Origin of the sequence: Oceaniovalibus guishaninsula JLT2003, from assembly GCF_000299575.1 — a bacterium.
GTDB lineage: Bacteria > Pseudomonadota > Alphaproteobacteria > Rhodobacterales > Rhodobacteraceae > Palleronia > Palleronia guishaninsula.
The window spans coordinates 15,927-38,026 of record NZ_AMGO01000036.1 but is presented as its reverse complement, the minus strand read 5'-3'; the positions used below and the strand labels follow the sequence as shown (position 1 = coordinate 38,026).

Annotated in this window: 31 protein-coding genes; 19 read left to right on the top strand and 12 right to left on the bottom strand. The window is 68.5% G+C overall.

The genetic code is table 11. The annotated features are described in order from the left end of the window. Window positions 1-71 precede the first annotated feature (71 nt). Complete coding sequence (locus tag OCGS_RS08290; protein WP_007426786.1) at window positions 72-620, bottom strand: TlpA family protein disulfide reductase; 549 nt, start codon at window positions 618-620, stop codon at window positions 72-74. A 20-nt stretch (window positions 621-640) separates the two neighbouring features. Here OCGS_RS08290 and argH point away from each other — a divergent pair, with 20 nt between their 5' ends. From argH to OCGS_RS08280, 4 genes are all read left to right on the top strand, one after another. Further along, complete coding sequence (gene argH, locus OCGS_RS08285) at window positions 641-2,041, top strand: argininosuccinate lyase (RefSeq protein WP_040610811.1); 1,401 nt, start codon at window positions 641-643, stop codon at window positions 2,039-2,041. Further along, the gene (locus OCGS_RS15080) at window positions 2,038-2,205 is read left to right on the top strand and encodes a hypothetical protein (protein ID WP_007426784.1); all 168 of its coding nucleotides are present in this window, start codon (window positions 2,038-2,040) and stop codon (window positions 2,203-2,205) included. The genes argH and OCGS_RS15080 overlap by 4 nt, the downstream gene beginning before the upstream one ends. After that, window positions 2,202-2,345 carry a hypothetical protein gene (locus OCGS_RS15315; protein WP_007426783.1) on the top strand — a complete coding sequence of 48 codons (144 nt, stop codon included), beginning with the start codon at window positions 2,202-2,204 and terminating at the stop codon, window positions 2,343-2,345. The genes OCGS_RS15080 and OCGS_RS15315 overlap by 4 nt, the downstream gene beginning before the upstream one ends. Window positions 2,346-2,420: 75 nt before the next feature. Beyond that, window positions 2,421-3,443, top strand: coding sequence for an aspartate-semialdehyde dehydrogenase (locus OCGS_RS08280; protein WP_007426782.1), 1,023 nt, complete (start codon window positions 2,421-2,423; stop codon window positions 3,441-3,443). A gap of 232 nt (window positions 3,444-3,675) precedes the next feature. On the opposite strand, the gene OCGS_RS08275 is transcribed toward OCGS_RS08280, so the two are convergent. Beyond that, a complete protein-coding gene (locus tag OCGS_RS08275) occupies window positions 3,676-4,323 on the bottom strand; it encodes a carbonic anhydrase (RefSeq protein WP_007426781.1) in 648 nt (215 codons plus the stop codon). A gap of 129 nt (window positions 4,324-4,452) precedes the next feature. Here OCGS_RS08275 and OCGS_RS08270 point away from each other — a divergent pair, with 129 nt between their 5' ends. The 3 genes from OCGS_RS08270 (at window position 4,453) to OCGS_RS08260 (ending at window position 7,152) form a co-directional block, all read left to right on the top strand. Next, window positions 4,453-4,797: a hypothetical protein gene (locus OCGS_RS08270; protein ID WP_007426780.1), complete on the top strand. Its 345-nt coding sequence runs from the start codon at window positions 4,453-4,455 to the stop codon at window positions 4,795-4,797. 124 nt (window positions 4,798-4,921) lie between these two features. Next, window positions 4,922-6,304, top strand: a complete 1,383-nt coding sequence (locus OCGS_RS08265; protein ID WP_007426779.1) for a leucyl aminopeptidase family protein — start codon at window positions 4,922-4,924, stop codon at window positions 6,302-6,304. Next, a complete protein-coding gene (locus OCGS_RS08260; RefSeq protein ID WP_007426778.1) occupies window positions 6,301-7,152 on the top strand; it encodes a C40 family peptidase in 852 nt (283 codons plus the stop codon). The genes OCGS_RS08265 and OCGS_RS08260 overlap by 4 nt, the downstream gene beginning before the upstream one ends. Here the strand turns inward: OCGS_RS08260 and OCGS_RS08255 are convergent. From OCGS_RS08255 to OCGS_RS08245, 3 genes are all read right to left on the bottom strand, one after another. Further along, complete coding sequence (locus tag OCGS_RS08255; RefSeq protein WP_420798912.1) at window positions 7,133-7,459, bottom strand: DUF2794 domain-containing protein; 327 nt, start codon at window positions 7,457-7,459, stop codon at window positions 7,133-7,135. The genes OCGS_RS08260 and OCGS_RS08255 overlap by 20 nt on opposite strands. 184 nt (window positions 7,460-7,643) lie before the next feature. Next, the gene (locus OCGS_RS08250; protein WP_007426776.1) at window positions 7,644-8,300 is read right to left on the bottom strand and encodes a hypothetical protein; all 657 of its coding nucleotides are present in this window, start codon (window positions 8,298-8,300) and stop codon (window positions 7,644-7,646) included. Continuing rightward, the gene (locus tag OCGS_RS08245) at window positions 8,297-8,569 is read right to left on the bottom strand and encodes an I78 family peptidase inhibitor (RefSeq protein ID WP_007426775.1); all 273 of its coding nucleotides are present in this window, start codon (window positions 8,567-8,569) and stop codon (window positions 8,297-8,299) included. The genes OCGS_RS08250 and OCGS_RS08245 overlap by 4 nt, the downstream gene beginning before the upstream one ends. Window positions 8,570-8,620: 51 nt before the next feature. Here OCGS_RS08245 and OCGS_RS08240 point away from each other — a divergent pair, with 51 nt between their 5' ends. Genes OCGS_RS08240 through OCGS_RS08230 form a run of 3 tightly spaced genes read left to right on the top strand, consistent with a single transcriptional unit; the run spans window position 8,621 to window position 10,988 of the window. After that, window positions 8,621-9,751 (top strand): S-(hydroxymethyl)glutathione dehydrogenase/class III alcohol dehydrogenase, encoded by a 1,131-nt coding sequence (locus OCGS_RS08240; protein ID WP_007426774.1) that lies wholly within the window; start codon window positions 8,621-8,623, stop codon window positions 9,749-9,751. Next, on the top strand, window positions 9,748-10,221 hold the full coding sequence (locus OCGS_RS08235; RefSeq protein ID WP_007426773.1) for a GNAT family N-acetyltransferase: 474 nt from the start codon (window positions 9,748-9,750) through the stop codon (window positions 10,219-10,221). Before OCGS_RS08240 ends, OCGS_RS08235 begins: the two co-directional genes overlap by 4 nt. An 11-nt stretch (window positions 10,222-10,232) precedes the next feature. Beyond that, a complete protein-coding gene (locus OCGS_RS08230) occupies window positions 10,233-10,988 on the top strand; it encodes an NYN domain-containing protein (RefSeq protein WP_007426772.1) in 756 nt (251 codons plus the stop codon). A gap of 3 nt (window positions 10,989-10,991) precedes the next feature. Here OCGS_RS08230 and OCGS_RS08225 read toward each other — a convergent pair whose 3' ends face one another. Then, window positions 10,992-11,609: a TetR/AcrR family transcriptional regulator gene (locus OCGS_RS08225; RefSeq protein WP_007426771.1), complete on the bottom strand. Its 618-nt coding sequence runs from the start codon at window positions 11,607-11,609 to the stop codon at window positions 10,992-10,994. Between the two features lie 120 nt (window positions 11,610-11,729). Between OCGS_RS08225 and mbfA the strand changes: the two genes are divergently transcribed. Continuing rightward, a complete protein-coding gene (gene mbfA, locus OCGS_RS08220) occupies window positions 11,730-12,707 on the top strand; it encodes an iron exporter MbfA (protein ID WP_007426770.1) in 978 nt (325 codons plus the stop codon). Between the two features lie 154 nt (window positions 12,708-12,861). Beyond that, a complete protein-coding gene (locus OCGS_RS15075) occupies window positions 12,862-13,479 on the top strand; it encodes a hypothetical protein (protein WP_156801014.1) in 618 nt (205 codons plus the stop codon). Between the two features lie 97 nt (window positions 13,480-13,576). Here the strand turns inward: OCGS_RS15075 and OCGS_RS08215 are convergent, their stop codons facing one another. Further along, window positions 13,577-14,746: a MalY/PatB family protein gene (locus tag OCGS_RS08215; protein WP_007426769.1), complete on the bottom strand. Its 1,170-nt coding sequence runs from the start codon at window positions 14,744-14,746 to the stop codon at window positions 13,577-13,579. Window positions 14,747-14,843: 97 nt separating this feature from the next. On the opposite strand from OCGS_RS08215, the gene def (OCGS_RS08210) reads away from it, so the two are divergent. Genes def (OCGS_RS08210) through fmt form a run of 4 tightly spaced genes read left to right on the top strand, consistent with a single transcriptional unit; the run spans window position 14,844 to window position 17,201 of the window. Further along, complete coding sequence (def, locus tag OCGS_RS08210; RefSeq protein WP_040610830.1) at window positions 14,844-15,374, top strand: peptide deformylase; 531 nt, start codon at window positions 14,844-14,846, stop codon at window positions 15,372-15,374. Beyond that, window positions 15,371-15,805 carry a hypothetical protein gene (locus OCGS_RS08205; protein WP_007426767.1) on the top strand — a complete coding sequence of 145 codons (435 nt, stop codon included), beginning with the start codon at window positions 15,371-15,373 and terminating at the stop codon, window positions 15,803-15,805. Before def (OCGS_RS08210) ends, OCGS_RS08205 begins: the two co-directional genes overlap by 4 nt. Beyond that, window positions 15,802-16,302, top strand: coding sequence for a peptide deformylase (gene def / locus OCGS_RS08200; RefSeq protein ID WP_007426766.1), 501 nt, complete (start codon window positions 15,802-15,804; stop codon window positions 16,300-16,302). The genes OCGS_RS08205 and def (OCGS_RS08200) overlap by 4 nt, the downstream gene beginning before the upstream one ends. Then, window positions 16,302-17,201, top strand: a complete 900-nt coding sequence (gene fmt / locus OCGS_RS08195; RefSeq protein ID WP_007426765.1) for a methionyl-tRNA formyltransferase — start codon at window positions 16,302-16,304, stop codon at window positions 17,199-17,201. The genes def (OCGS_RS08200) and fmt overlap by 1 nt, the downstream gene beginning before the upstream one ends. A 3-nt stretch (window positions 17,202-17,204) precedes the next feature. Here fmt and rnhA read toward each other — a convergent pair whose 3' ends face one another. The 4 genes from rnhA to ispH form a co-directional block, all read right to left on the bottom strand. After that, entirely contained in the window at window positions 17,205-17,666 is a 462-nt protein-coding gene (rnhA, locus tag OCGS_RS08190) for a ribonuclease HI (RefSeq protein WP_007426764.1), read from the bottom strand. Beyond that, window positions 17,659-18,261, bottom strand: coding sequence for a class I SAM-dependent methyltransferase (locus OCGS_RS08185; protein ID WP_007426763.1), 603 nt, complete (start codon window positions 18,259-18,261; stop codon window positions 17,659-17,661). Before OCGS_RS08185 ends, rnhA begins: the two co-directional genes overlap by 8 nt. Continuing rightward, complete coding sequence (locus OCGS_RS08180) at window positions 18,258-18,713, bottom strand: DUF3429 family protein (RefSeq protein ID WP_156801013.1); 456 nt, start codon at window positions 18,711-18,713, stop codon at window positions 18,258-18,260. Before OCGS_RS08180 ends, OCGS_RS08185 begins: the two co-directional genes overlap by 4 nt. 75 nt (window positions 18,714-18,788) lie before the next feature. Continuing rightward, window positions 18,789-19,739, bottom strand: a complete 951-nt coding sequence (gene ispH, locus OCGS_RS08175) for a 4-hydroxy-3-methylbut-2-enyl diphosphate reductase (protein ID WP_007426761.1) — start codon at window positions 19,737-19,739, stop codon at window positions 18,789-18,791. A 136-nt stretch (window positions 19,740-19,875) separates the two neighbouring features. Between ispH and OCGS_RS08170 the strand changes: the two genes are divergently transcribed. Then, on the top strand, window positions 19,876-20,328 hold the full coding sequence (locus tag OCGS_RS08170; protein WP_007426760.1) for a c-type cytochrome: 453 nt from the start codon (window positions 19,876-19,878) through the stop codon (window positions 20,326-20,328). Between the two features lie 18 nt (window positions 20,329-20,346). Here the strand turns inward: OCGS_RS08170 and OCGS_RS08165 are convergent, their stop codons facing one another. Next, complete coding sequence (locus tag OCGS_RS08165) at window positions 20,347-20,916, bottom strand: LabA-like NYN domain-containing protein (RefSeq protein ID WP_007426759.1); 570 nt, start codon at window positions 20,914-20,916, stop codon at window positions 20,347-20,349. Window positions 20,917-21,056: 140 nt separating this feature from the next. Between OCGS_RS08165 and folK the strand changes: the two genes are divergently transcribed. Together folK and rpoZ are read left to right on the top strand one after the other, a co-directional pair. Next, a complete protein-coding gene (gene folK, locus OCGS_RS08160) occupies window positions 21,057-21,614 on the top strand; it encodes a 2-amino-4-hydroxy-6-hydroxymethyldihydropteridine diphosphokinase (RefSeq protein ID WP_007426758.1) in 558 nt (185 codons plus the stop codon). A gap of 122 nt (window positions 21,615-21,736) precedes the next feature. Continuing rightward, the gene (rpoZ, locus tag OCGS_RS08155; RefSeq protein WP_007426757.1) at window positions 21,737-22,087 is read left to right on the top strand and encodes a DNA-directed RNA polymerase subunit omega; all 351 of its coding nucleotides are present in this window, start codon (window positions 21,737-21,739) and stop codon (window positions 22,085-22,087) included. Window positions 22,088-22,100: the final 13 nt, after the last annotated feature.

Here is a 22,100-nt window from a genome sequence, read left to right as displayed (position 1 = left end):
CTTCCAATTCGCAGGGTGATCGCATGTCTGGCCTAAGAAGAAGTGAACCTCTCGAATTGCGGACAATCGGTTCAGCCGCCGGTCATCGCTTCCAGCAGCGCGCGCGCCTCGGGCCCGTTCCAGTCGGCATCGCCCAGCAGGCGCGCGACCTCGCGGCCCTCGGGGTCCAGCAGCACGGTCACGGGCAGGCCCAGAACCGACATCTGCCGCGCCAGCGCCTGGGTGGGGTCGAGCAGCACCGGCAGTCGCGTCACGCCCTCGTCCGCGAAGAACCGGCCGATTCCCTCGACGGTGTTGCGGCCCGTGGCGATGGTCACGACCTCGAAATCCTCGCCGCCCATCTGCGCCTGCAGCGCATTTAGCGCCGGCATCTCCTTGCGGCAGGGGGCGCACCAGGTGGCCCAGAAATTGACCAGCACATGCTTGCCCTTCCAGTCCGACAGGCGGTGCTCGACGCCTTCGGCATCGACGAAAGCCGCGTCGCCCGCCGGTTTCGGATCGGCATGGACGTTGAGCTTCTTCATGTCCCCCACGCGCAGCGCGTCGGGCACCGCGTCGGCCAGCGCCCCGTTTGCAGCGATGGCGACGGACAGATAGAGGATGGCGACCAGACCTTTCATTCGACCTCCGGGGGGCGCGCATGTCGCAGGACACGGGCAGGACACAGAACGCGATGTGGGGCGGACGGTTCGCCGCCGGGCCGGACGCAATCATGGAGGCGATCAACGCCTCGATCGGGTTCGACCGGCGGCTTGCGGCGCAGGACATCGCAGGCTCGCGGGCGCACGCCGCGATGCTGGGCGCGACGGGCATCCTGGACGCTAGCGATGTCGCCGCGATCAGGGAAGGTCTGGTCACGGTCTTGTCAGAGATCGAGGCGGGATCGTTCGCGTTCCGCGCCGATCTGGAAGACATCCACATGAACGTCGAAAACCGCCTGCGCGCGCTGATCGGCGACGCGGCGGGGCGGCTGCACACGGCGCGGTCGCGCAACGACCAGGTGGCGACCGATTTCCGCCTCTGGGTGCGCGACCAGTGCGATGCGGGCATCGACGGCCTGCGCGCGCTGCAACGCGCGTTGCTGGATCAGGCCGAGGCCGGGGCGGATTGGGTGATGCCGGGCTTCACCCATCTGCAAACCGCGCAGCCCGTCACCTGGGGTCATCACATGATGGCCTATGTCGAGATGCTGGGCCGCGATGCGGGCCGCCTGGCCGATGCGCGCGCGCGGATGAACGAATGCCCGCTGGGCGCCGCCGCGCTGGCCGGCACCGGCTTTGCCATCGACCGCGACATGACGGCGCGCGCGCTGGGGTTCGAGCGGCCCTGCGCCAATTCGCTGGATGCCGTGTCCGACCGCGACTTCGCGCTGGAATTCCTGGCCGCCGCCAGCATCTGCGCCATGCACCTGTCGCGGCTGGCCGAAGAGCTGGTGATCTGGTCGTCGGCGCAGTTCCGGTTCGTCACGCTCAGCGACCGCTTCTCGACCGGCAGCAGCATCATGCCGCAGAAGAAGAACCCCGACGCGGCCGAGCTGATCCGCGCCAAGATCGGGCGGATCGTGGGGGCGAACGTGGCGCTGCTGACGGTGATGAAGGGGCTGCCGCTGGCCTATTCCAAGGACATGCAGGAAGACAAGGAACAGGTCTTCGACGCCGCCGATACGCTGATGCTGGCGCTGGCGGCGATGACCGGCATGGTCGCCGACATGACCGCCGACCGCGCCGCTTTGGCCGCCGCCGCCGGCGCGGGCTTCTCGACCGCCACCGATCTGGCCGACTGGCTGGTGCGCGAGGCGAACCTGCCCTTCCGCGACGCGCATCACGTCACCGGCACGCTGGTGGCGCTGGCCGAGGCGAAGGGCTGCGACCTGCCCGACCTGACGCTCGACGACATGCGCGGCGTCCATCCCGCGATCACATCCGGCGTGTTCGACGTGCTGGGCGTTGAAAACAGCGTCGCCAGCCGCATGTCCTATGGCGGAACGGCGCCCGCGCGGGTGCGCGAACAGATCGCCGTCTGGAAGGACCGTCTGGGATGAACCGCCTTGCCGCCCTGACACTTGCCGCATCGGCCCTTCTGGCCGCCTGCCAGGACACGCAGCCGCGCGCCGGGGCCTGGGTGGGCATCACCCCCGACGGCGTGCGCGTCTATCCGCAGATCGGCGTGCAAAGCGGCAATGTCGGTCTGGTGATCTCGCCATGAGGGGGGCCGCCCTTCTGGCCGCGCTGCTGCTGGCCGCCTGCGGCGCCGACGGCCCGCCCGAACCGCGCCCCGACGCGATCCGCCCCGCCGGGATCGAGGTCAGCGGCACCGCCAGCATCGGCGTCAGCGGCACGTTCTGAACGCGCGGGGCGACGGACCTTTCGCACCGGATGCGCCTGCGCTAGAAGGCCGCGTCTGGACCGGAAGGAACCAAAATGGGCTATCGGATCGCCGTCGTCGGCGCCACGGGCAATGTGGGCCGCGAAATGCTGAACATCCTTGCCGAGCGGGAGTTTCCCGTCGACGAGATCGCGGCGCTGGCGTCGCGCAAGTCGATGGGCACCGAGATCAGCTTCGGCGACAAGACCCTGCGCACTGCCGATCTGGACCAGTTCGATTTCACCGGCTGGGACATTGCGCTGTTCGCGGTCGGATCGGAGGCGACGAAAACCTATGCCCCCCGCGCGGCCAGGGCGGGCTGCGTGGTGATCGACAATTCGTCGCTTTATCGCTATGACCGCGACGTGCCGCTGATCGTCCCCGAAGTGAATCCGCAGGCGATCCACGACTATGCCAAGCGCAACATCATCGCCAACCCGAACTGTTCGACCGCCCAGATGGTCGTGGCGCTCAAGCCGCTGCACGACCGCGCGCGCATCCGCCGCGTCGTGGTCAGCACCTATCAATCCGTGTCGGGCGCCGGCAAGGAGGGCATCGACGAGCTTTGGGACCAGACCAAGAGCATCTACAATCCCGTTGACGACAAGCCGCCGTCGAAATTCACCAAGCAGATCGCGTTCAACGTCATTCCCCATATCGACGTCTTTCTGGAAGGCGGCGACACCAAGGAGGAGTGGAAGATGGTGGCCGAGACCAAGAAGATCCTCGATCCCGCCATCAAGCTGACGGCGACCTGCGTGCGCGTGCCGGTCTTCGTCGGCCATTCCGAGGCGATCAACATCGAGTTCGAGGATCCGCTGGACGAGGACGAGGCGCGCGACATCCTGCGCGAGGCGCCGGGCCTCATGGTCGTCGACAAGCGCGAGGATGGCGGATACATCACCCCCGTCGAATGCGTGGGCGAATACGCCACCTATATCAGCCGCATCCGCGCCGACAGCACGCTGGACAGCGGGCTGAACATCTGGTGCGTCAGCGACAACCTGCGCAAGGGCGCCGCCCTGAACGCCATCCAGATCGCCGAGCTTCTGGGCCGCGAGGTGCTTCGCAAGGGGTGACACCGCGCGCATTGGCGGGGTTTTCTTCACGCCCCGTCAATATCCGGCTGGCATCCTGCGCGCGGGGGCGATGCGGGGCGGACGCGATGGCGCTGTTGCTGATCAAGGCGCGGCAGGGACGGCTTGCCGCGCTGGCGACGTTGGGGCGCACCCTTTCCAACGTCTTTCACGATGCCAAATGGCATCCGCGCGACGGCCATCGCCGCGCGGTCGCCGCCGCCTTGCGCCGTTGTCAGACCGGCACGAATTCGTCCGTGCGCGGTTCCAGCGTCCACAACCCGCCTTCGGCGATGTCGTTATAAAGGCCGTGCAGGCTCAGCCGGTCGTCCTTCACGGCGTCGCGGATGAACGGAAACGTCATCAGGTTTTCCAGCGACACGCGGATCGCCTCGTGTTCCAGCGCCAGCTTGCGCGTCGCCTCGTCGCCTTCGGGCAACCGCTCGAATCCGGGGCGCAGGATGTCCATCCAGCGGCCGATGAAGCTCGTCTTCTCGTCCAGTTCGGGCGCCTTGCCCGAACACATGTCATAGCATCCCTGCACCCCGCCGCAGCGCGAATGGCCCAGAACGATGATATGCGCGACGCGCAGATAGCTGACGGCATATTCGACCGCCGCCGAGGTGCCGTGCCGGTCGCCGTCGGGTTCGTAGGGCGGCACAAGGTTGGCGATGTTGCGGTGAATGAAGAATTCGCCCTGTTCGGCGCCGAAGATCGACGTGACGTGCACGCGGCTGTCGCAGCACGAGACGACCATGGCGCGCGGGCGCTGTCCCTCGTCGGCCAGCCGTCGATACCACGACCGGTTCTCGGCGAAGGTGGTCGCATACCAGCCATGATAGCGCTGGGCGAGGTATTGCGGCAGCGGGCGCACGGGCTCCATCGGATCCTCCGGTTGGTGACGCGTCAACGTCTAGGCGCATTTCGACAGGTATTCGAGGGATTTCTGCCGCCGCCACCAACGGTTTCTTAGCCCTGCCATGCCAGGTATCGGGCGGGGCGGAGAAGAAGAATGGCTGAAATCATCTGGCTGCGTCCGGTCGAGGGCGGGATGCCCGACATGCCGGGGCCGGAATCGGGCGGCGAGGGGACGATCGACGATCTGGCAGTGCAGATCGCCGGCGTCACGATGGCATGGCAGGGGCACCGCGTTGCGGACGTGGCGGCCGGCGCGCGCACGCTGGCCGTCACCGCGACGGGGCTGGGGCTGGACCGGCTGGCGCGGGTGGCCTGCACGATCTGCGTGCTGTGCGGCCGCGACGATCCCGCCGCGCTGGCGGCCAATGTCGCGCGGCTGTCGCGCTTGGGCGACGCGGCGCTGATCGCGTTCTGGGGCGGCGAAAGCGCGGGGGGCTGACCGGCACCGCCCGGCGTTGCGTCCGGGGGCGGGCGGTGTGCCGGGGGCTGACCGGCCCCGCCCGGCGTTGCGTCCGGGGGCGGGCGGTGTAAGGTCCGCGCGACCGACCGACCCGGAGCATACGATGCCGCTGACCTTCGCCCCCCCGACCGACGCGGCGCTGCCGCTGACTGCGCTTGCGCCCGACGCGGTCGAAGGCTGGCTGGCCGGACAGGACGACCGCGTGGCGCGCATCGTCCGCGCCGCCCGGTTCGAGGGCCGCGCGGGCCAGACCGTGCCGATCCCCGGACCGCAGGGCGATCTGCAGGGCGCGCTGGTGGGTCTTGGGGACGCGCGCCAGCGCCGCCGCACGCGTTTCGCCATAGCTGCCGCGCGCGCCGCGCTGCCCGAAGGGCCGTGGCGGCTGGACGGCATCGCGCCCGCCGACGCGGCCGAGGCGGCTTTGGGCTGGCTGCTGGCCGGGTATCGCTTCGACCGCTATGCCAAGAATGCCGCCCCGGCCGCCCGGCTGGTCGCGCCCGAAGGCGTCGATGCGCCGCTGATCGAGGCGATGGCCGCGGCCGAGGCGTTGACCCGCGACCTGATCAACACCCCCGCCTCGGATATGGGCCCGGCAGAGCTGGAAGCCGCCGCGCGCGATCTGGCCGACCGGCACGGCGCGCGGATCGACGTGACCGGCGGCGACACCCTGCGCGACGGGTTCCCGATGATCCACGCCGTCGGCCGCGCCGCCGCCCCCGACCGCGCCCCGCGCCTGATCGAGATGACATGGGGCGGCGACGGCCCGGCGTTGACGCTGGTGGGCAAGGGCGTCTGTTTCGACACGGGCGGGCTGAACCTCAAGCCCGGCGCGTCGATGGCGCTGATGAAGAAGGACATGGGCGGCGCGGCCACGGTGCTGGGGCTGGCGCATCTGATCATGGCGCAAGGCGCGAAGCTGCGGCTTCGCGTGCTGATCCCGGCGGTCGAGAATGCCGTGTCGGGCGACGCGATGCGGCCCGGCGACATCCTGACATCGCGCAAGGGGCTGACGGTCGAGATCAACAATACCGATGCCGAGGGGCGGCTGGTGCTGGCCGACGCGCTGGCGCTGGGGGCCGCGGACGCGCCCGACCTGATGGTGTCGATGGCGACGCTGACCGGGGCCGCGCGCGTCGCGGTCGGCCCTGATCTGGCGCCCTTCTACACCGACGACGACGCGATCGCGCAGGCCATCGCGCAGGCGGGCCGCGATCTGGCCGATCCCGTCTGGCGCCTGCCCTTCTGGGATCCTTACGAATCGCTGATCGAGCCGGGGATCGCCGACCTCGACAACGCGCCCAAGGGCGGGATGGCCGGGTCGATCACCGCCGCCCTGTTCCTGCGCCGCTTTGCCGAGGGCGCCGTGCGCTATGTGCATTTCGACATCTACGGCTGGCAGCCCGACGCGGCCCCGGCCCGGCCCAAGGGCGGCGCGGGGCAGGGCGCGCGGGCGCTTTACGGGGCGCTGCCGGCGATCCTGCGATGACCGACCGCCGGCTTCTGCCCGCCAACGGCCGCGTCGCCGCCGACCATCTGCGCGGCCGGGTCGAGGCCGAGCGGTTCGTGCGGGGCGAGGCCGCGGCCGTGCGCGTGCCGCTGACCGACCTCTGGGCCGACCGCGAAGGCACGCGCCGCGACCGTCAGCTTCTGATGGGCGCCGGCGTCACCGTCTATGACCGCGACGGCGGCATGGCCTTCGTCGCCGCCGCGCGCGACGGCTATGTCGGCTATGTGGCGCTCGCGGCCCTCGGCCCGCCGTCGCAGGTCAGCCATGTCGTCGGCGTACCGGCCAGTCACCTCTATCCCGCGCCCGACATGAAGCGGATCGAGGTCGCGCGCCTGTCTTTCGGCGCGGGCCTGTCCATCGTCGCGGCCAGCGGCACGTTCTTCGAAACCGCCGAAGGGCTGTTCGTGCCCCGCGCCCATCTGCGTCCCGCCAACCGCCCGATGACCGATCCGGCGGGTGCGGCGCAGCTTTTCTTCGGGGTGCCCTATCTTTGGGGCGGCAATTCGTCGGACGGGATCGACTGTTCGGGGCTGGTCCAGGCGGCGCTGCTGGCTTGCGGGCTGCCCTGTCCGGGCGATGCCGATTTGCAGGAGCGCGCCGCCGGCATCCCGCTGGACGATGCCGAACCCCTGCGGCGCGGCGATCTGCTGTTCTGGCCCGGCCATGTCGCGATGGCGGTGGATGGCGACGTGCTGATCCACGCCAACGCGCATACGATGGCCGTCAGCTACGAACCCGTCGCGCAGGCGGTCCAGCGCATCGCGGGGGCCGGCGACGGCGACGTGACTTCCCGGCGCAGGCCCGCGCTCACTCCACCGCGCGGATAAGCTTGCGCTCCAGCACCCGCAGCACGGCGCGCAATTCGTGTCCGCGCTTGAGGATCTGGCCGTCCATCCCGATCACCGCGTATTGCCCCTGACGCGCGCGCAGCCTCGGCCGCTTCTCGATCCGGTAGAGCGGATGTTCCGCCGTGCGCCGGAAGACGGAAAAGACCGCCACGTCGCGCAGGAAGGACAGGCCGTAATCGCGCCATTCGCCCGCCGCCACCATCCGCCCGTAAAGGCCGAGGATGGTGTTCAGTTCGGTGCGGTCGAAGGTGACGCGGTCGGGTTCGGCGGCATGGATCACGGGCATCGTCATGGGCTGAAGGTGGGGCAGGGCGCGGGCCTTGGCAAGTGCCTGCAAAAGACTGCGATTTGGCCCCGATGCCGCCGCAATGCCCCGCCATCAAGGGCCCATAGCGACAAGCGCTATAACCCCGGTGCCGCGACGTCAGTGCCCCCACCAGATCGCGGCATCGGGGCCACCGCCCGCCCGCCTAGCGCGCGGTCAGCGTCACCACGAAGGGGCCGGTGGCGACCGACAGATCGCGCAGCCCCGTCACCGCGCCGCCCGACAGGCCGTATCGCGCCACCAGCCGCATCGACTTGAACCGGAAGGGCGACAGATGCCCCGGCCCGTGCGTCACCGCGTAATCCATCGCGCAGACCAGGCTGTCGCCCTCGACGCTTCGGGCGGTGGGCGTCACCTGCACCGCGCGCCGCCCGTCATACATCCGCCAGCCGCCCGGACAGTCGCGCGCCGAGGCCAGCCGCCAGAACCCCGATACCGGGTCCAGCACGTCGGACGGCACCGTCGCGGGGTCCGAGGCGGGCGTCGCCTCGGATTGCGGCACCACCTGCGTCGTCACCGGGCGGCCGTCCTCGAACAGCACCGTGATGCGCCGGTCGTCGCCCTGCCCGACATAGGTGCCGTCGGGCGTCACCACGCCCTCGAACGCGCCGTCGCCGACGCCCAGCGGCGTGTTGTCCAGCCGCATCGCCAGCCGGTCGGCAAGCCCCGTCATCCGCCCCAGCACCCGGTCGCCCAGCCGCACGTCGAACTCGGCCGCAGCGACGGGCATTGCGGCGGGCATTGCGATGGGCAGGGCGGCGGCCAGCACCGCCGCCAGCCGCGCGCGCCGGCCCGTCCTCATCCGCAGAAGACCCGCACGACATCGCCCGCGGCATCCACCTGGACGTTCAGACGCTCGCCGCGGAAATCCATCGTCATCGCGCTGTCGGGCCGCAGGACGCGGATCTCGGGGTTGGCGATCACGGTCGCGGGCAGCGGCGCGCCGACCAGATCCTGCCGCGTATCGGCGCCGCAGGCGTTGCGGTCGGGCTTGGCGGCGGGCCGGTTGGCGACGGGCGTGCAGGCCGTGACGGCCAGCAGGACCGCAAGGGCGGCGGTGACGTGTTGCATGTCGGGCTCCTTCAAGACAGGGTTCGCCGAAACATAGACCGGAGATCGCAGATGAGAACCCGTGCCGCCGTCGCCCTTGCCGCTGGTCAGCCGCTGGAAGTCATGGAAGTCGAACTCGACGCGCCCCGCAAGGGCGAGGTGCTGGTCGAGATCAAGGCGACCGGCATCTGCCATACCGACGAATTTACCCGGTCGGGCGAAGATCCCGAAGGGCTGTTTCCCGTCATTCTCGGCCATGAAGGCGCCGGCGTGGTGCTGGAGGTGGGCGAGGGCGTGACGACGCTGAAGCCCGGCGATCACGTCATCCCGCTCTATACGCCCGAATGCCGCGAATGTCCGTCCTGCCGGTCGCAGAAGACCAACCTCTGCACCGCGATCCGCGCGACCCAGGGCCAGGGGCTGATGCCGGACGGCACGACGCGGTTTCACATGCTCGACGGCACGCCGATCCATCATTACATGGGCTGCTCGACCTTCGCGAACCATACCGTGATGCCGGAAATCGCGCTGGCCAAGGTCGACGCGGGCGCGCCCTTCGACAAGATCTGCTATATCGGCTGCGGCGTGACCACCGGCATCGGCGCCGTCATCAACACCGCCAAGGTCGAGATCGGATCGACCGCCGCCGTCTTCGGGCTGGGCGGCATCGGCCTGAACGTCATCCAGGGGCTGAAGATGGCCGGCGCCGACATGATCATCGGCGTCGATCTGAACGACGACAAGAAGGAATGGGGCGAACGCTTCGGCATGACCCATTTCATCAACGCGAAAGAGGCGGGCGACAATGTCGTGTCGCAGATCGTCGAGATGACCAAACGCGGTGACGACCAGATCGGCGGGGCGGATTACACGTTCGACTGCACCGGAAACGTCAAGGTCATGCGCAACGCGCTGGAATGCGCCCATCGCGGCTGGGGGGTGTCGGTGGTGATCGGCGTGGCCCCCGCAGGGGCCGAGATCGCGACGCGTCCCTTCCAGCTCGTCACCGGACGGACGTGGAAGGGCACGGCCTTCGGCGGCGCGCGGGGACGCACGGACGTGCCGAAATTCGTCGATTGGTATATGGACGGCAAGATCGAGATCGACCCGATGATCACCCACACCCTGACCCTGGACGAGATCAACAAGGGGTTCGACCTGATGCACGAAGGCCGCTCGATCCGGGCCGTCGTCGTCTATTGAGGATCGAACGCGCGGGGCCGGGGGACGGCGACGCGCTCTGGTCCGTCCTGCGCCCCGCGATCCGGGCGGGCGACACCTATGCGCTGCCGCCCGACGTGACGCGGGCCGACGCGCTGGCCTATTGGGGCGATCCGGCGCACGAGGTCTGGATCGCAAGCGGCGATCTGGGCAGCTACTACCTGCGCGCCAACCAGCGCGGCAACGGCGATCATGTCTGCAACGCGGCCTTCGCCACCCGGCCCGCCGCGCGCGGACAGGGGGTGGCGCGCGCGATGCTGGACCATGCGCTCGGTCGGGCGCGGGGGCGCGGGTTCGCCGCGATGCAGTTCAACTTCGTCGTCGCGTCCAACGTCCGCGCGCTGGCGATCTGGCGGGATTACGGGTTTGACATCGTGGGCCGCGTGCCCCACGCCTTCCGCCATCCGCAGCGGGGGCCGACCGACGCCCTGATCCTGCACCGCTTTCTCTGAAGGGTCCGTTCATGGCCGCCACCACCCACCGCGACCGCCCCGATCGCGACCGCCCGCTTTACGCCGTCCTGATCGACGCCGACAACATCCCCGCCAAGTTCGCCGCGCCGATCCTTCAGGAAATCACCAGCTTTGGCGAACCGGCGCTGCGCCGCGTCTATGGCGACTGGTCGTCGGGGCGGCTGGCCAACTGGTCGCGCACCGTGCGCGACATCGGCCTGGTGGCGCATCAGGAAACCGCCAACACCGTGGGCAAGAACGCCAGCGACATCGGCCTGGTCATCGACGCGATGGACATCCTGCATACCGGCCGCTTCGACGGGTTCGTTCTGGTCAGCAGCGACAGCGATTTCACCGCGCTGGCCAACCGCATCCGCGAACAGGGCCTCGACGTCATCGGCATCGGCGAGCGCAAGGCCCCCGAAAGCCTGCGCAACGTCTGCAACCGCTTCATCCTGATCGAGAATATCGTGGACGAGCCGGTGATCGAGAAGGCCGCGACCGGCACCACCGCCCAGACCGAAGCCAGCCCCGGCAAGCTTTCCCCGGTCGAGGCCGTGCCGCTGATCCTGCGCGCGATGGACAAGATCGCGCAGGACGACGAATGGTATGCGCTGGGCCAGCTCGGCCAGTATATCACCGCCGAAAGCCCCGATTTCGACACCCGAACCTACGGCAAGCGCAAGCTCAGCGATCTGGTGCAGGATCTCAAACGCTTCGAGACGAAGAAAATCGGCAACCAGCTTCACCTGCGCCGGGTGGACTGACCCCTAGACGCCGTAGCGCGCCATGAACATCTCGACCGCGCCGTCCACCACGCGGTCGATCTCGTCGCCGCGAAACTCGGTCTGCATCCCGAAGACCAGCTTGGGGAACAGATCGGCCTTGCACAATTCGGCGAACTGGTGCGCGGCCAGCCGCAGATCGTCGATGCGCAGCGTGCCCCGGTCCACGGCGCAGCGCAGATAGGCGGTCAGCGTCCGTTCGACCAGCCCCGGCCCGCTGTCCCAGAACCGCTGTCCCAGCTCGGGAAAGCGGTCGGTCTCGGCCACGCAGATGCGGAACACCCGCTGTCCGAAGGGCGACAGAAGGAACCCCACCATGTGCCGCCCCGCCGCGCGCAGCACGGTTTCGGGCGCCGCCTGCATGTCCAGCCCCTCGATGGCGGTGGCGGACTGGCGCGCGCATTCGGTCTGCGCGACCTCCAGGAACAGCAGCCGCTTGTCTGGGAAATAGCTGTAAAGCGTGGCCTTGCTGACGCCCGCGCGCCGGGCGATGGTATCGACGCTGGCGCCCTCGAACCCGTCGGCCATGAACACCTCGCGCGCGCCTTCCAGCACCTGATCGAACTTCCGACCGCGCCGGACGGTCATCGCCGCATCGTCCATGCCTGTCCCCTCGTGCCGTTGCACGACCGATATGGGGATGCGCGCCGCCCGCTTCCAGACATGGCTTGCATCCGGCCCGCGAAGTCCTAGTCTGGAATCGTTCTAAACAAAGGCGCCGCCATGCTGTCTGTCCTGTCCGCCCGCCGCAGCTTCGACGACCTGACCGAGCAGGAGATCCTCGCGCTCGCCATCTCGTCCGAGGAGGATGACGGCCGCATCTATCGCGGGTATGCCGAACGGCTGCGCGCCGACTATCCCGCCTCGTCCGCGATCTTCGACGCCATGGCCGAGGAGGAGGACACCCATCGCCGCCGCCTGATCGACCTGCACCGCGACCGCTTCGGCGATGTCATCCCGCTGATCCGGCGCGAACACGTCTCGGGCTTCTACGCCCGCCGTCCCGTCTGGCTGATGCGGAATCTCGGCCTCGACCGTATCCGCGACGAGGCCGAGGCGATGGAGGCCGGCGCCGCCCGCTTCTATGCCCGCGCCGCCGCCCGCACGTCCGATGCGTCCACCCGCCGCCTGCTGGGCGATCTGGCGGCGGCCGAGGCGGGCCATTCCGACCTGGCCGCGACGCTGACCGCCGACCATCTGGGCGACGATGCCCGCGACGCCGAGGAACGCACCCGCCACCGTCAATTCGTGCTGACCTGGGTGCAGCCGGGTCTGGCGGGGCTGATGGACGGATCGGTCAGCACGCTGGCCCCGATCTTCGCCGCGGCCTTCGCCACGGGCGATACGTGGAACACGTTTCTGGTCGGGCTGGCGGCTTCCGTGGGCGCCGGTATCTCGATGGGCTTCACCGAGGCGGCCAGCGACGACGGCGCGATCTCGGGCCGCGGCAGCCCGGTCAAGCGTGGCGTCGCGTCCGGCGTGATGACGACGATCGGCGGCCTCGGCCACGCGCTGCCCTACCTCATCCCCCATTTCTGGACCGCGACGATCACCGCCCTCGTCGTCGTCTTCATCGAACTCTGGGCCATCGCCTGGATCCAGAACCGCTGGATGCAAACCCCCTTCCTCCGCGCGACACTGCAGGTGGTGGCAGGCGGAGGTCTGGTGCTGGCGGCGGGGATATTGATCGGGTCGGGGTGAGGGATAGATGTTCACGATAGCAAGATGGTCGTCAGAAGGCCCATGTAGAAGTACAGTGACATTTAATTTGCCATTCATGCGTCTTTCTTGACTAAAATATAACGCGAAGAAAACATTGGCTTCGAGAAGTCCTTTATATGAAGAGATACCCGACTTGAATCTGACCCATCTTATGGATCTACCCGGGGCATTAGAAGTTTTTGGCTATATGCCCGCGGCATTTAGAAATGTTCATGCGTTAGAGAGTTGGGCAAACAACCACAGAGCGACTATTGAGAAGCCAGGGGGTAATCTGCCAAAAGCACGGTTTCTCTTTTGCCAATATCCTTCTTTGACGCAAGTTTGGATGAAGGCAGATAAGGCAAACTACCGCAGACACGCAAAACTAATGCTAGAAGAATTAGACGATCGGGAGTATACTCTAGCGGAGTACGACGTTGATCACGTAGTTGCTCGTAGGCGGCTTCGAGAGATGTGGCCAGACTCTTGGGTTCTAATGCAATTTTGCGAAACAGGAATTAATAGAGCTATCGGTTCAAAAGTTGAGCGGAAGATTCGCTATGACTGCCATGATGATGTAGATCGTATCGACATTGGATTGGCTGAATTTATTAAATTAGTCGCAACTACGATGGCTCCTCGTGGACGCCTTGATATTCACGATGCGTTAGGCAAGGCTGAATTATCTTACGAGCGTTTGAGTGTGGACGCTGCAGTTATGCGTAGTTGGTTTAGTCGCCTCCGCAATGAGCTAGTACGGTTAGGTCTCTGAGTTCGGTTTGTCTTGAAGCAGTTTCTAAGCATTTTTTAGGAGAAATTTGTATCTCGATTTACGGAATACAGCTTCTTGCTTACTTCCCTTACTTCCCCTACTGCAAATCCCCGAACGCCCGCTGCACCCGCTCTACCGCCTCCTCGACCTGCGTGCGGGGGGCGGCGATGTTGAAGCGGACGAAGGTTTCGCCGCCCTTGCCGAAGGTCGGGCCGTGGTTGACGGCGATCTTCGCGTCGCGCTCGATCCGGCGGATGGCCTCGGCGCGGTCCATGCCGGTATCCGCGAAATCGACCCAGGCCAGATACGTCGCCTCCAGCGGCATCGACCGCAGGCCGGGAACCGCGTCGATGCCCGCGTCGAAGATCCGCCGGTTGCCGTCCAGATAGGCCACCAGATCGTCCACCCAGGCGGCGCCGTCCGGCGAATAGGCCGCCGTCACCATGTGCAGCCCGAAGGAATTGGGCGAATTGCCCATCGCCGCCATGCGCTGCGCGAACCGCTTGCGCAGGGTGTCGTCGGCGACGATGACGTTGCCGACATGCGCGCCCGCGATGTTGAACGTCTTGGTGGCGGCGCTCATCATCACCAGCCGGTCCGCGATCCCGTCGATCAGCGCCATCGGGATGTGCCGCCGGCCGGGCATGACCAGATCGTGATGGATCTCGTCGCTGACCAGGATCAGGTCGTGCCGCCGGGCGAAAGCCGCGACGCCCTCCAGTTCCTCGCGCGTCCAGACGCGGCCGCCCGGATTGTGCGGCGAACAGAAGACCAGCATCCGCTCGTCCCCCGTCATCGCCCGGTCGAACGCGTCGAAATCCAGCACATAGCGCCCGTCGTCGCGCGGCATCTCCAGCTCGGCCACGCGGCGGCCGGCCGCCTTTATGACGCGCGCGAAGGCGTGATAGACCGGCGTGAACAGCACCACGCCGTCGCCCGCCTGCGTGAAGGCATCGACGCACATCGCCGTGCCGTTCACCAGCCCGTGCGTTGTGAAGACATGGGCCGGATCGACCGCCCAGCCGTGCCGCGTCTCCATCCACCAGCGGATCGCGTCCAGATAGCCGCTGTCATCGCCGAAATAGCCGTAGATCCCGTGATCGGCCATCGCCTGCACCGCGTCCTGCACCGCCTGCGGGGGCCGGAATTCCATGTCGGCGACCCACATCGCGATGCCGCCCTCGGGCGACACGCCATAGGCGGCCTCCATCATGTCCCATTTCACGCAATGCGTGCCGCGGCGGTCGATGATGTCGTCGAAGCTCATGGCGGTTCTCCTGATCCGGGTCGGTCCGGGCTTAGCCGCGCGTCCGGCCCCTGCCAAGACGATTGATCGCGGCGGGGCCGTGGCCTACATGGCCTGCATGGCCCTGCGTTCCATCCTGATCCACCCCGATCCCCGCCTGAAAAAGCGCGCCGACCCGGTGCGCGCCATCGACGACGACCTGCGCCGTCTGGCCGACGACATGCTGGAAACGATGTACGACGCGCCCGGCATCGGTCTGGCCGCGCCGCAGGTCGGATCGAACGCGCGCCTGCTGGTGATGGATTGCATCAAGGACAAGGACGCCGCCCCGCGCCCCATGGTGCTGCTGAACCCCGCCATCGAATGGACCTCGGACGAGGACAGCACCTACGAGGAAGGCTGCCTGTCGATCCCCGACCAGTTCGCCGACGTCACCCGCCCCGCCGAGGTCGATGTGTCGTGGATGGGGCTTGACGGGCAACAGCACCGCGAACGCTTCTCGGGCCTCTGGGCCACCTGCGTCCAACACGAGATCGACCATTTGAACGGCAGGCTTTTCATCGACTACCTTACGCCGCTGAAACGGCAGCTCATCACCCGCAAGATGGTCAAGCTCAAGCGCGAACAGGCGCGCGAGACGACGGCGTGACCCCGCCCGTCCACGCCCCCCGCCGCACCGAGACGCTGGCGCCCTGGCGCATCGGCGGCATGGCGCTGCGCGTCTGGTGGATCGACGTGCAGGGCCAGGCCGCGCCCGACGCGCTTCTGGTGCAGGCCCGCGCCTATGCGGACGCGGCGCTGCCGGGTGCCGTGGCCGCCGAAGGCCACGATCACGGGCTGGGCTTCGTCGTGCTGCACCGGGGCCGCGCGGGCACGTGGCTGCTGCTGCACTGGTGGGCGCATGGCGACGTGCTTTGCCTGCATCTGGCGCTGTCCGAAGGCGGCGATTTCGCGCCCGTGGCCCCGCGTCCGCTGACCGCCTGCGTCTGGGAAATGGTCCCGATGATCGAGGAACGCGCGCGCTGGATCGACCACATGATGCGCGAAGACCCCGATCCGCAGGGCTATCTGGCCGCATGACGGTCCGCCCTATCCTGCGCTGGCCCGACCGGCGGCTGCGCATTCCCGCCGCCCCGGTGGACGCGATCGACGACGCAATCCGCGCCGTCTGGTCCGACATGATCGACACGATGGAGGCCATGCCGGGCGTCGGCCTCGCCGCGCCGCAGATCGGCGTGATGCTGCGGCTCGCGGTGGTCGATGCGTCCGACACGCGCGGCCAGGCGATCCGCATGGCCAATCCCGAAATCCTGCACGCCAGCACCCAGCCCCGCACGCACGAGGAAGCCAGCCCCTGCCTGCCCGGCGTCTCGGCCGCCATCGACCGGCCCCGCGCCGTCACCGTCCGTTATCTGGACGATAGCGGCGCGGTGCGGGAACGCGACTTCGTCCATCTCTGGGCAACCTCGGTGCAGCACCAGATCGACCATCTCGACGGGCGGATGTTCTTCGACCGTCTCAGCCGGACGCGGCGCGACATGCTGCTGCGCCGTGCCGCCAAGATGCAGGGGGCCTGATGCGCGTCGTTTTCATGGGCACGCCCGCCTTTTCCGTCCCCGCCCTCGACGCTCTGGTCCAGGCGGGGCACGACATCGCCGCCGTCTATACCCAGCCGCCCCGCCCCGCCGGACGCGGCAAGCGCGACCGCCCGTCGCCCGTCCAGCAGCGGGCCGAGGCGCTGGGTCTTCCCGTCCGCAGCCCCGCCACGCTGAAAACCGACGCCGCGCAGGCCGACATGGCGGCGCTCGGGGCAGATATCGGCGTCGTCGTCGCCTATGGCCTGATCCTGCCGCAACCGATCCTCGATGCGCCGCGCATGGGGTGCCTGAACATCCATGCCTCGCTTCTGCCGCGCTGGCGCGGGGCCGCGCCCATCCAGCGCGCGATCCTTGCGGGCGACGCGGAAACCGGCATCTGCATCATGCGGATGGAGGCGGGGCTGGATACCGGCCCGGTCCTGACCCGCGCCACCACCCCCATCGGCCCCGACGACACCGCGGGCGACCTGCACGACCGGCTGTCGGTGCTGGGCGCCACGCTGATCGTGACGGCGCTCGACCGTATGGGCGCCTTGCCCGACATGCCCCAGCCCGAGACGGGCGCGACCTATGCCGCCAAGATCGACAAGGCCGAGGCCCGCATCGACTGGACCCGTCCGGCCCAGGATGTGGCCCGCCAGATCCGCGCCATGTCGCCGCATCCGGGTGCATGGTGCATGGCGGGCGACGAACGGCTCAAGCTGCTGCGCGCGCGCGCGGTGCAGGGGCAGGGCGCGCCGGGGCAGGTGCTGGACGGTTTCCGCATCGCCTGCGGCATTGGCGCGATCGAGGTGCGCGAGGCCCAGCGCGAAGGCCGCGGCGCGATGCCGGCGGCCGAGATCCTGCGCGGCCGCCCGCTGCCCGAGGTGCTGACCTGACGCTCAGGCTTTGGCGCGCTTGAACGGCGCCATCCCTTCGCGCGCCAGTTCGTCCGCGCGCTCGTTCTCGGGATGGCCGGCATGGCCCTTCACCCAGGCCCACGTCACCCGGTGACGCGCCTGCGCCTCGTCCAGCCGCCGCCACAGATCCTCGTTCTTGACCGGCTTTTTCGCGCTGGTCTTCCAGCCGTTGCGCTTCCAGCCGTGGATCCAGCTCGTCACGCCGTTCTTTACATACTGGCTGTCGGTCACCAGCGTGATGTCGCTGGGCCGCGCCAGGCTTTCCAGCGCGCTGATCGCGGCCAGCAACTCCATGCGGTTGTTCGTCGTCACCGCCTCGCCGCCGTTCAGGTCGCGCTGCTTGATGACGCGGTCCCCGTCGCGCGCGATCAACAGCGCCCCCCAGCCGCCGGGGCCGGGATTGCCGCTGCACGCCCCGTCCGTATAGGCGAAAAGCTCAGCCATCCACGGGCCTGCGCGAAAGATGGATGACGAAGGGCATCACCACATCGTCCAGCCCCCGTTCGCGCCCATGCCGCACCGCGAAGGGCACCAGCCCCGCACCTTGCGTCATGCGGTCCAGATCGTCCGCGTTCCAGAAGCTGAAGAACCGGCCCAGCCTGTCGCGGTCGGTGCCGGTCCCGGTCTTCATCCCCAGATGCAGCACACCCCCCGGCGCCAGCGCGCGCGCCGCCAGCGCGATCAGGTCCGGCACGTCGTCCGGCGGCGCATGGGTCAACGAGAAGTTCGCCCAGATCCCGCGATAGGGGTCGCTCCAGACCAGGTCCTCGAACGGTTCGACGCGTACGGCGATGCCCAGATCGCGCGCGATGGCGGCCATTTCCGGGCTGGCATCGGTCGCCTCGGCGCGGATGCCGCGCGCCGCCATGATCGCGGCCGAATTGCCCGGCCCGCATCCCCAGTCCAGCACCGGCCCGTCGCCCGCCGGCAGCGCATCCATGAACGCCGACAGGTCGCCATCCGGTTCGCCCCGGCTGAAACGGTCGGCGTAATCCTCGGCCATCCGCGCATAGCAGGCCAGGGTCTCGGGGTCGCTCACCATGCGATCGCCAGCAGGCACACCGCCACGATCCCCGTCAGCAGCACCCGCAGCCGCATCCACCATTCGGGCGCCAGCCCCTGCCGCCAGAACAGCCAGTCGAGGCCCAGCAGCCCGACGAACCCCGCCGTCAGATAGATCGCCGCCGAAACCGGCCCGCCGCCCACCATGAAGAACGCCCAAAGCGCCGGCAGCACCGACAGCGCATAGCCCGTCGCCGCGATCCGGCCCCGCGCCCTGGTGGCGAACCCCCACAGCACGCCCGACATGAACGACAGGATCACCGTGCCATAGGCAAGCTGCACGTAAGGCCCGGCGAATCTCGGCCCGACCCAGCGCAGCGTCAGCGCCGCCGCCGGATCCCACACCATCGTCAGCACGCCCCACACGAAGGGCAGCAATCCGGCCAGTCCAAGGGCCAGCGGGGCCGGCGGTATGTTCGTCGCGCGCATCATCGTCCCGATCTGCCCCCGATCCGCCGCGGCCGCAACCCGGCGGTCAGCCGCCGCGCCGGGCGGCATCCGCCGTCACGCGGGCACCCGCAGGATCCGCGGCACCTTGAACTCCACATCCTCCACCGCCGTCTCGACCTCGCGCATCTGCACGTCATAGCGGTCGCGGAAGGCGGCGACGACCTCGTTCACCAGCACCTCGGGCGCGCTGGCCCCGGCGGTGATGCCGATGGCGCGCGCGCCGTCCAGCGCCCGCCAGTCGATGTCGTCCGCCCGCTGCACAAGCTGGGCATAGCCGCAGCCCGCCCGGCGCCCCACCTCGACCAGGCGGCGCGAATTGGACGAATTGGGCGCGCCCACCACCAGCAGCGCGTCGCAATGCAACGCCATCGCCTTCACCGCTTCCTGACGGTTCGTCGTGGCATAGCAGATGTCTTCCTTGTGCGGCCCGACGATGGACGGAAACCGCGCCCGCAGGGCCGCGACGATTTCGGCGGTGTCGTCCACGCTCAGCGTCGTCTGGGTGATGAAGGCCAGCCGCTCGGGGTCGCGCGGCGCAAGGTCCGCCACATCCGCCGCCGTCTCGACCAGCAGCACCTCGCCCGGCGGCAACTGGCCCATCGTGCCTTCCGTCTCGGGGTGGCCGGCATGGCCGATCATCACCATCTGCAATCCGTTCTCGTGATGGCGCGCGGCCTCGATATGCACCTTGCTGACCAGCGGGCAGGTCGCGTCCACATGGATCATCCGCCGCCGCGCCGCCTCGGCCGGGACCGATTTCGGCACGCCGTGGGCGGAAAACACCACCGGCCGGTCGTCGGGCACCTCGTCCAGCTCGTCGACGAACACCGCCCCCTTGGCGCGCAGATCGTCCACGACATAGCGGTTATGCACGATCTCGTGACGCACGAAGACCGGCGCGCCCCACTTTTCCAGCGCGATCTCGACGATCTTGATGGCGCGGTCCACGCCGGCGCAGAATCCGCGCGGCGCGGCCATGTAAAGCGTAAGGGGCGGTCGGGTCATGCGCGGGCTCCTGTCGCCGGCGAAACTAGGCAACGCGGCCCCCGGCGTCCAGTGGCGCGCCGCTGACGGCAACGTGATTGGCCTTCCCGCGCCGGAGGGTCGGCAGAAGACGCCCGGTCAAGCTGGGGGGAACGCCATGAAACCGATCTGGATCGCCGCAATCCTGCCGATCGTCGCCGGGGCCGGCGCGGTCTTGCTCTGGCCCGATACCGCCGCCACGTCGGCGGGGGCGATCCCGTGGCGCGACGCCGACGCCGTCGCGCGCGGCGGGCAGGTCTATGCCGCGGAATGCGCCGTCTGTCACGGCGCCGATCTGGAAGGGCAGGCGAACTGGCGCGAGCCGGGGCCGGACGGGCGCTATCCCGCACCGCCCCACGACGAGACGGGGCATACCTGGCACCATCCCGACACGGTGCTGATCGACATCGTGCGCCGGGGCACCGCGGCCGTGGTGGGGCAGGGATATGAAAGCGACATGCCCGGCTATGCGGGGGTTCTGTCCCAGAACGACATCCGCGCCGTCCTTGCCTATATCAAGGCCCGGTGGCCGGCTGACATCGTCGCCCGCCACGACGCCATGTCGCGCTAGGTCCGGTGCAACGCCGCGTCAGGTCGTCGCCGACGAGGCCGGTTCGCGCGTCGAATCCTCGCGCGGCGGGCGGCCGATCACCTCGCGCAGCTCCTCCAGCTCGATGAAGGTATCGGCCTGGCGGCGCAGCTCGTCGGCGATCATCGGCGGATGGCTGCGGATGGTCGATACCACCGACACGCGCACCCCGGCGCGCTGCAACGCCTCGACCAGGGGGCGGAAATCGCCGTCGCCCGAGAACAGCACGATGTGGTCTAGGCGCGGGGCCAGTTCCATGGCATCGACGCACAGCTCGACATCCATATTGCCCTTCACCTTCCGGCGGCCCTGGCTGTCGGTGTATTCCTTGGCGGCCTTCGTCACCATCGAATAGCCGTTATAGTGCAGCCAATCGACCAGCGGCCGGATCGGGGAATACTCCTCGCTCTCCAGCATCGCGGTATAATAGAAGGCGCGCAGCAGCTTGCCGCGCCGCATGAATTCCTGCCGCAGCAGCTTGTAGTCTATGTCGAAGCCAAGCGCCTTCGCCGCAGCGTAAAGGTTCGCTCCGTCAATGAACAACGCAAGGCGTTCGTCGCGGTAAAACATCGGTATCGGTATCCTTCGGTCCATCGCGGCGGCCACAGGAACGGCGGCGCGATTTGGGGTAAACCCAAGATAGGGCTGTCAGCCTGCCCTGCAATGCGTCAGGTGGTATAAAAGATACTTAATGCGACGAATGGGGTGCCATGCCGGACTTCTACATTGCAATCGGCGCGAATCTGCCCATGGGCGGCCGGACGCCGGGCGATACGGTCGCCGCCGCCGCCGCGCATCTGGATGTCGCGCCGCTGCGTCTTGTCGCCCTCAGCCCCGTCTACCGCACGCCCGCCTTTCCACCCGGTTCGGGGCCGGATTTCGCCAATGCCGCCGCCCTGTGCAAGGCCGACCTTGCGCCAACCGCGCTTCTGGATCGCCTGCACGGGGTCGAACGCGCGATGGGCCGCGTCAGAACCGGGCGCTGGGGCGCGCGGGTCATCGACCTCGACCTGCTGGCGGCGGGCGATGCCGTCCTGCCCGACGCCGCCACGTTCCGCCGCTGGCACGATCTGCCCGCCGCCCGCCAGCGGGCCGAGGCGCCCGACGGCCTGGTGCTGCCCCATCCGCGCCTTCAGGACCGCGCCTTCGTGCTGGTGCCTTTGGCCGACATCGCCCCCGACTGGCGCCACCCCGTCACGGGCCGGACGGTGCGCGCCATGCGCGACGCGCTGCCTGCCGCCGATCTGGCCGCGATCCGGCCCTGGTAGGGCGGGGGTTTGCAATCGCCTTGTCATTTGCCTATCTTTGGTCTAGCGAACGATCTTCTGTCCAAATTGCCGTGCGTTCGACGGGTCCGCCCGCCGCGTCCGGCCCACTGCCGGAGATGCCAATGGCCCGCGTGACCGTCGAAGACTGCGTCGACAAGGTTCCCAACCGGTTCGAACTGGTGATGCTCGCGGCCCATCGCGCGCGCGAGATCGCCGCCGGGTCGCCCCCGACCGTGGCCCGCGACAACGACAAGAACCCGGTCGTTTCCCTGCGCGAGATCGCCGAGGAAACCCAGCCCGCCGAGGCTTTGCGCGAACGGATGATCGAATCGCACCAAACCCAGATCGAGGTGGACGAACCCGAGGAGGACCGCATGGCGCTTCTCATGGGGGCCGAGGCCGACAGGCCCGCGCAGGACGATCTGTCCGAGGAAAAACTGCTGCGCGCGCTGATGGAAGCGCAGCGCCAGTAGGGACGCGGCCGGC

Excerpts from the sequence above, each read along its gene's own strand:
- OCGS_RS08290 (WP_007426786.1), bottom strand. The coding sequence starts at position 620 with ATGAAAGGTCTGGTCGCCATCCTCTATCTGTCCGTCGCCATCGCTGCA.
- argH (WP_040610811.1), top strand. The coding sequence starts at position 641 with ATGTCGCAGGACACGGGCAGGACACAGAACGCGATGTGGGGCGGACGG.
- OCGS_RS15080 (WP_007426784.1), top strand. The coding sequence starts at position 2,038 with ATGAACCGCCTTGCCGCCCTGACACTTGCCGCATCGGCCCTTCTGGCC.
- OCGS_RS15315 (WP_007426783.1), top strand. The coding sequence starts at position 2,202 with ATGAGGGGGGCCGCCCTTCTGGCCGCGCTGCTGCTGGCCGCCTGCGGC.
- OCGS_RS08280 (WP_007426782.1), top strand. The coding sequence starts at position 2,421 with ATGGGCTATCGGATCGCCGTCGTCGGCGCCACGGGCAATGTGGGCCGC.
- OCGS_RS08275 (WP_007426781.1), bottom strand. The coding sequence starts at position 4,323 with ATGGAGCCCGTGCGCCCGCTGCCGCAATACCTCGCCCAGCGCTATCAT.
- OCGS_RS08270 (WP_007426780.1), top strand. The coding sequence starts at position 4,453 with ATGGCTGAAATCATCTGGCTGCGTCCGGTCGAGGGCGGGATGCCCGAC.
- OCGS_RS08265 (WP_007426779.1), top strand. The coding sequence starts at position 4,922 with ATGCCGCTGACCTTCGCCCCCCCGACCGACGCGGCGCTGCCGCTGACT.
- OCGS_RS08260 (WP_007426778.1), top strand. The coding sequence starts at position 6,301 with ATGACCGACCGCCGGCTTCTGCCCGCCAACGGCCGCGTCGCCGCCGAC.
- OCGS_RS08255 (WP_420798912.1), bottom strand. The coding sequence starts at position 7,459 with ATGCCCGTGATCCATGCCGCCGAACCCGACCGCGTCACCTTCGACCGC.
- OCGS_RS08250 (WP_007426776.1), bottom strand. The coding sequence starts at position 8,300 with ATGAGGACGGGCCGGCGCGCGCGGCTGGCGGCGGTGCTGGCCGCCGCC.
- OCGS_RS08245 (WP_007426775.1), bottom strand. The coding sequence starts at position 8,569 with ATGCAACACGTCACCGCCGCCCTTGCGGTCCTGCTGGCCGTCACGGCC.
- OCGS_RS08240 (WP_007426774.1), top strand. The coding sequence starts at position 8,621 with ATGAGAACCCGTGCCGCCGTCGCCCTTGCCGCTGGTCAGCCGCTGGAA.
- OCGS_RS08230 (WP_007426772.1), top strand. The coding sequence starts at position 10,233 with ATGGCCGCCACCACCCACCGCGACCGCCCCGATCGCGACCGCCCGCTT.
- OCGS_RS08225 (WP_007426771.1), bottom strand. The coding sequence starts at position 11,609 with ATGGACGATGCGGCGATGACCGTCCGGCGCGGTCGGAAGTTCGATCAG.
- mbfA (WP_007426770.1), top strand. The coding sequence starts at position 11,730 with ATGCTGTCTGTCCTGTCCGCCCGCCGCAGCTTCGACGACCTGACCGAG.
- OCGS_RS08215 (WP_007426769.1), bottom strand. The coding sequence starts at position 14,746 with ATGAGCTTCGACGACATCATCGACCGCCGCGGCACGCATTGCGTGAAA.
- def (WP_040610830.1), top strand. The coding sequence starts at position 14,844 with ATGGCCCTGCGTTCCATCCTGATCCACCCCGATCCCCGCCTGAAAAAG.
- def (WP_007426766.1), top strand. The coding sequence starts at position 15,802 with ATGACGGTCCGCCCTATCCTGCGCTGGCCCGACCGGCGGCTGCGCATT.
- fmt (WP_007426765.1), top strand. The coding sequence starts at position 16,302 with ATGCGCGTCGTTTTCATGGGCACGCCCGCCTTTTCCGTCCCCGCCCTC.
- rnhA (WP_007426764.1), bottom strand. The coding sequence starts at position 17,666 with ATGGCTGAGCTTTTCGCCTATACGGACGGGGCGTGCAGCGGCAATCCC.
- OCGS_RS08180 (WP_156801013.1), bottom strand. The coding sequence starts at position 18,713 with ATGCGCGCGACGAACATACCGCCGGCCCCGCTGGCCCTTGGACTGGCC.
- ispH (WP_007426761.1), bottom strand. The coding sequence starts at position 19,739 with ATGACCCGACCGCCCCTTACGCTTTACATGGCCGCGCCGCGCGGATTC.
- OCGS_RS08170 (WP_007426760.1), top strand. The coding sequence starts at position 19,876 with ATGAAACCGATCTGGATCGCCGCAATCCTGCCGATCGTCGCCGGGGCC.
- OCGS_RS08165 (WP_007426759.1), bottom strand. The coding sequence starts at position 20,916 with ATGTTTTACCGCGACGAACGCCTTGCGTTGTTCATTGACGGAGCGAAC.
- folK (WP_007426758.1), top strand. The coding sequence starts at position 21,057 with ATGCCGGACTTCTACATTGCAATCGGCGCGAATCTGCCCATGGGCGGC.
- rpoZ (WP_007426757.1), top strand. The coding sequence starts at position 21,737 with ATGGCCCGCGTGACCGTCGAAGACTGCGTCGACAAGGTTCCCAACCGG.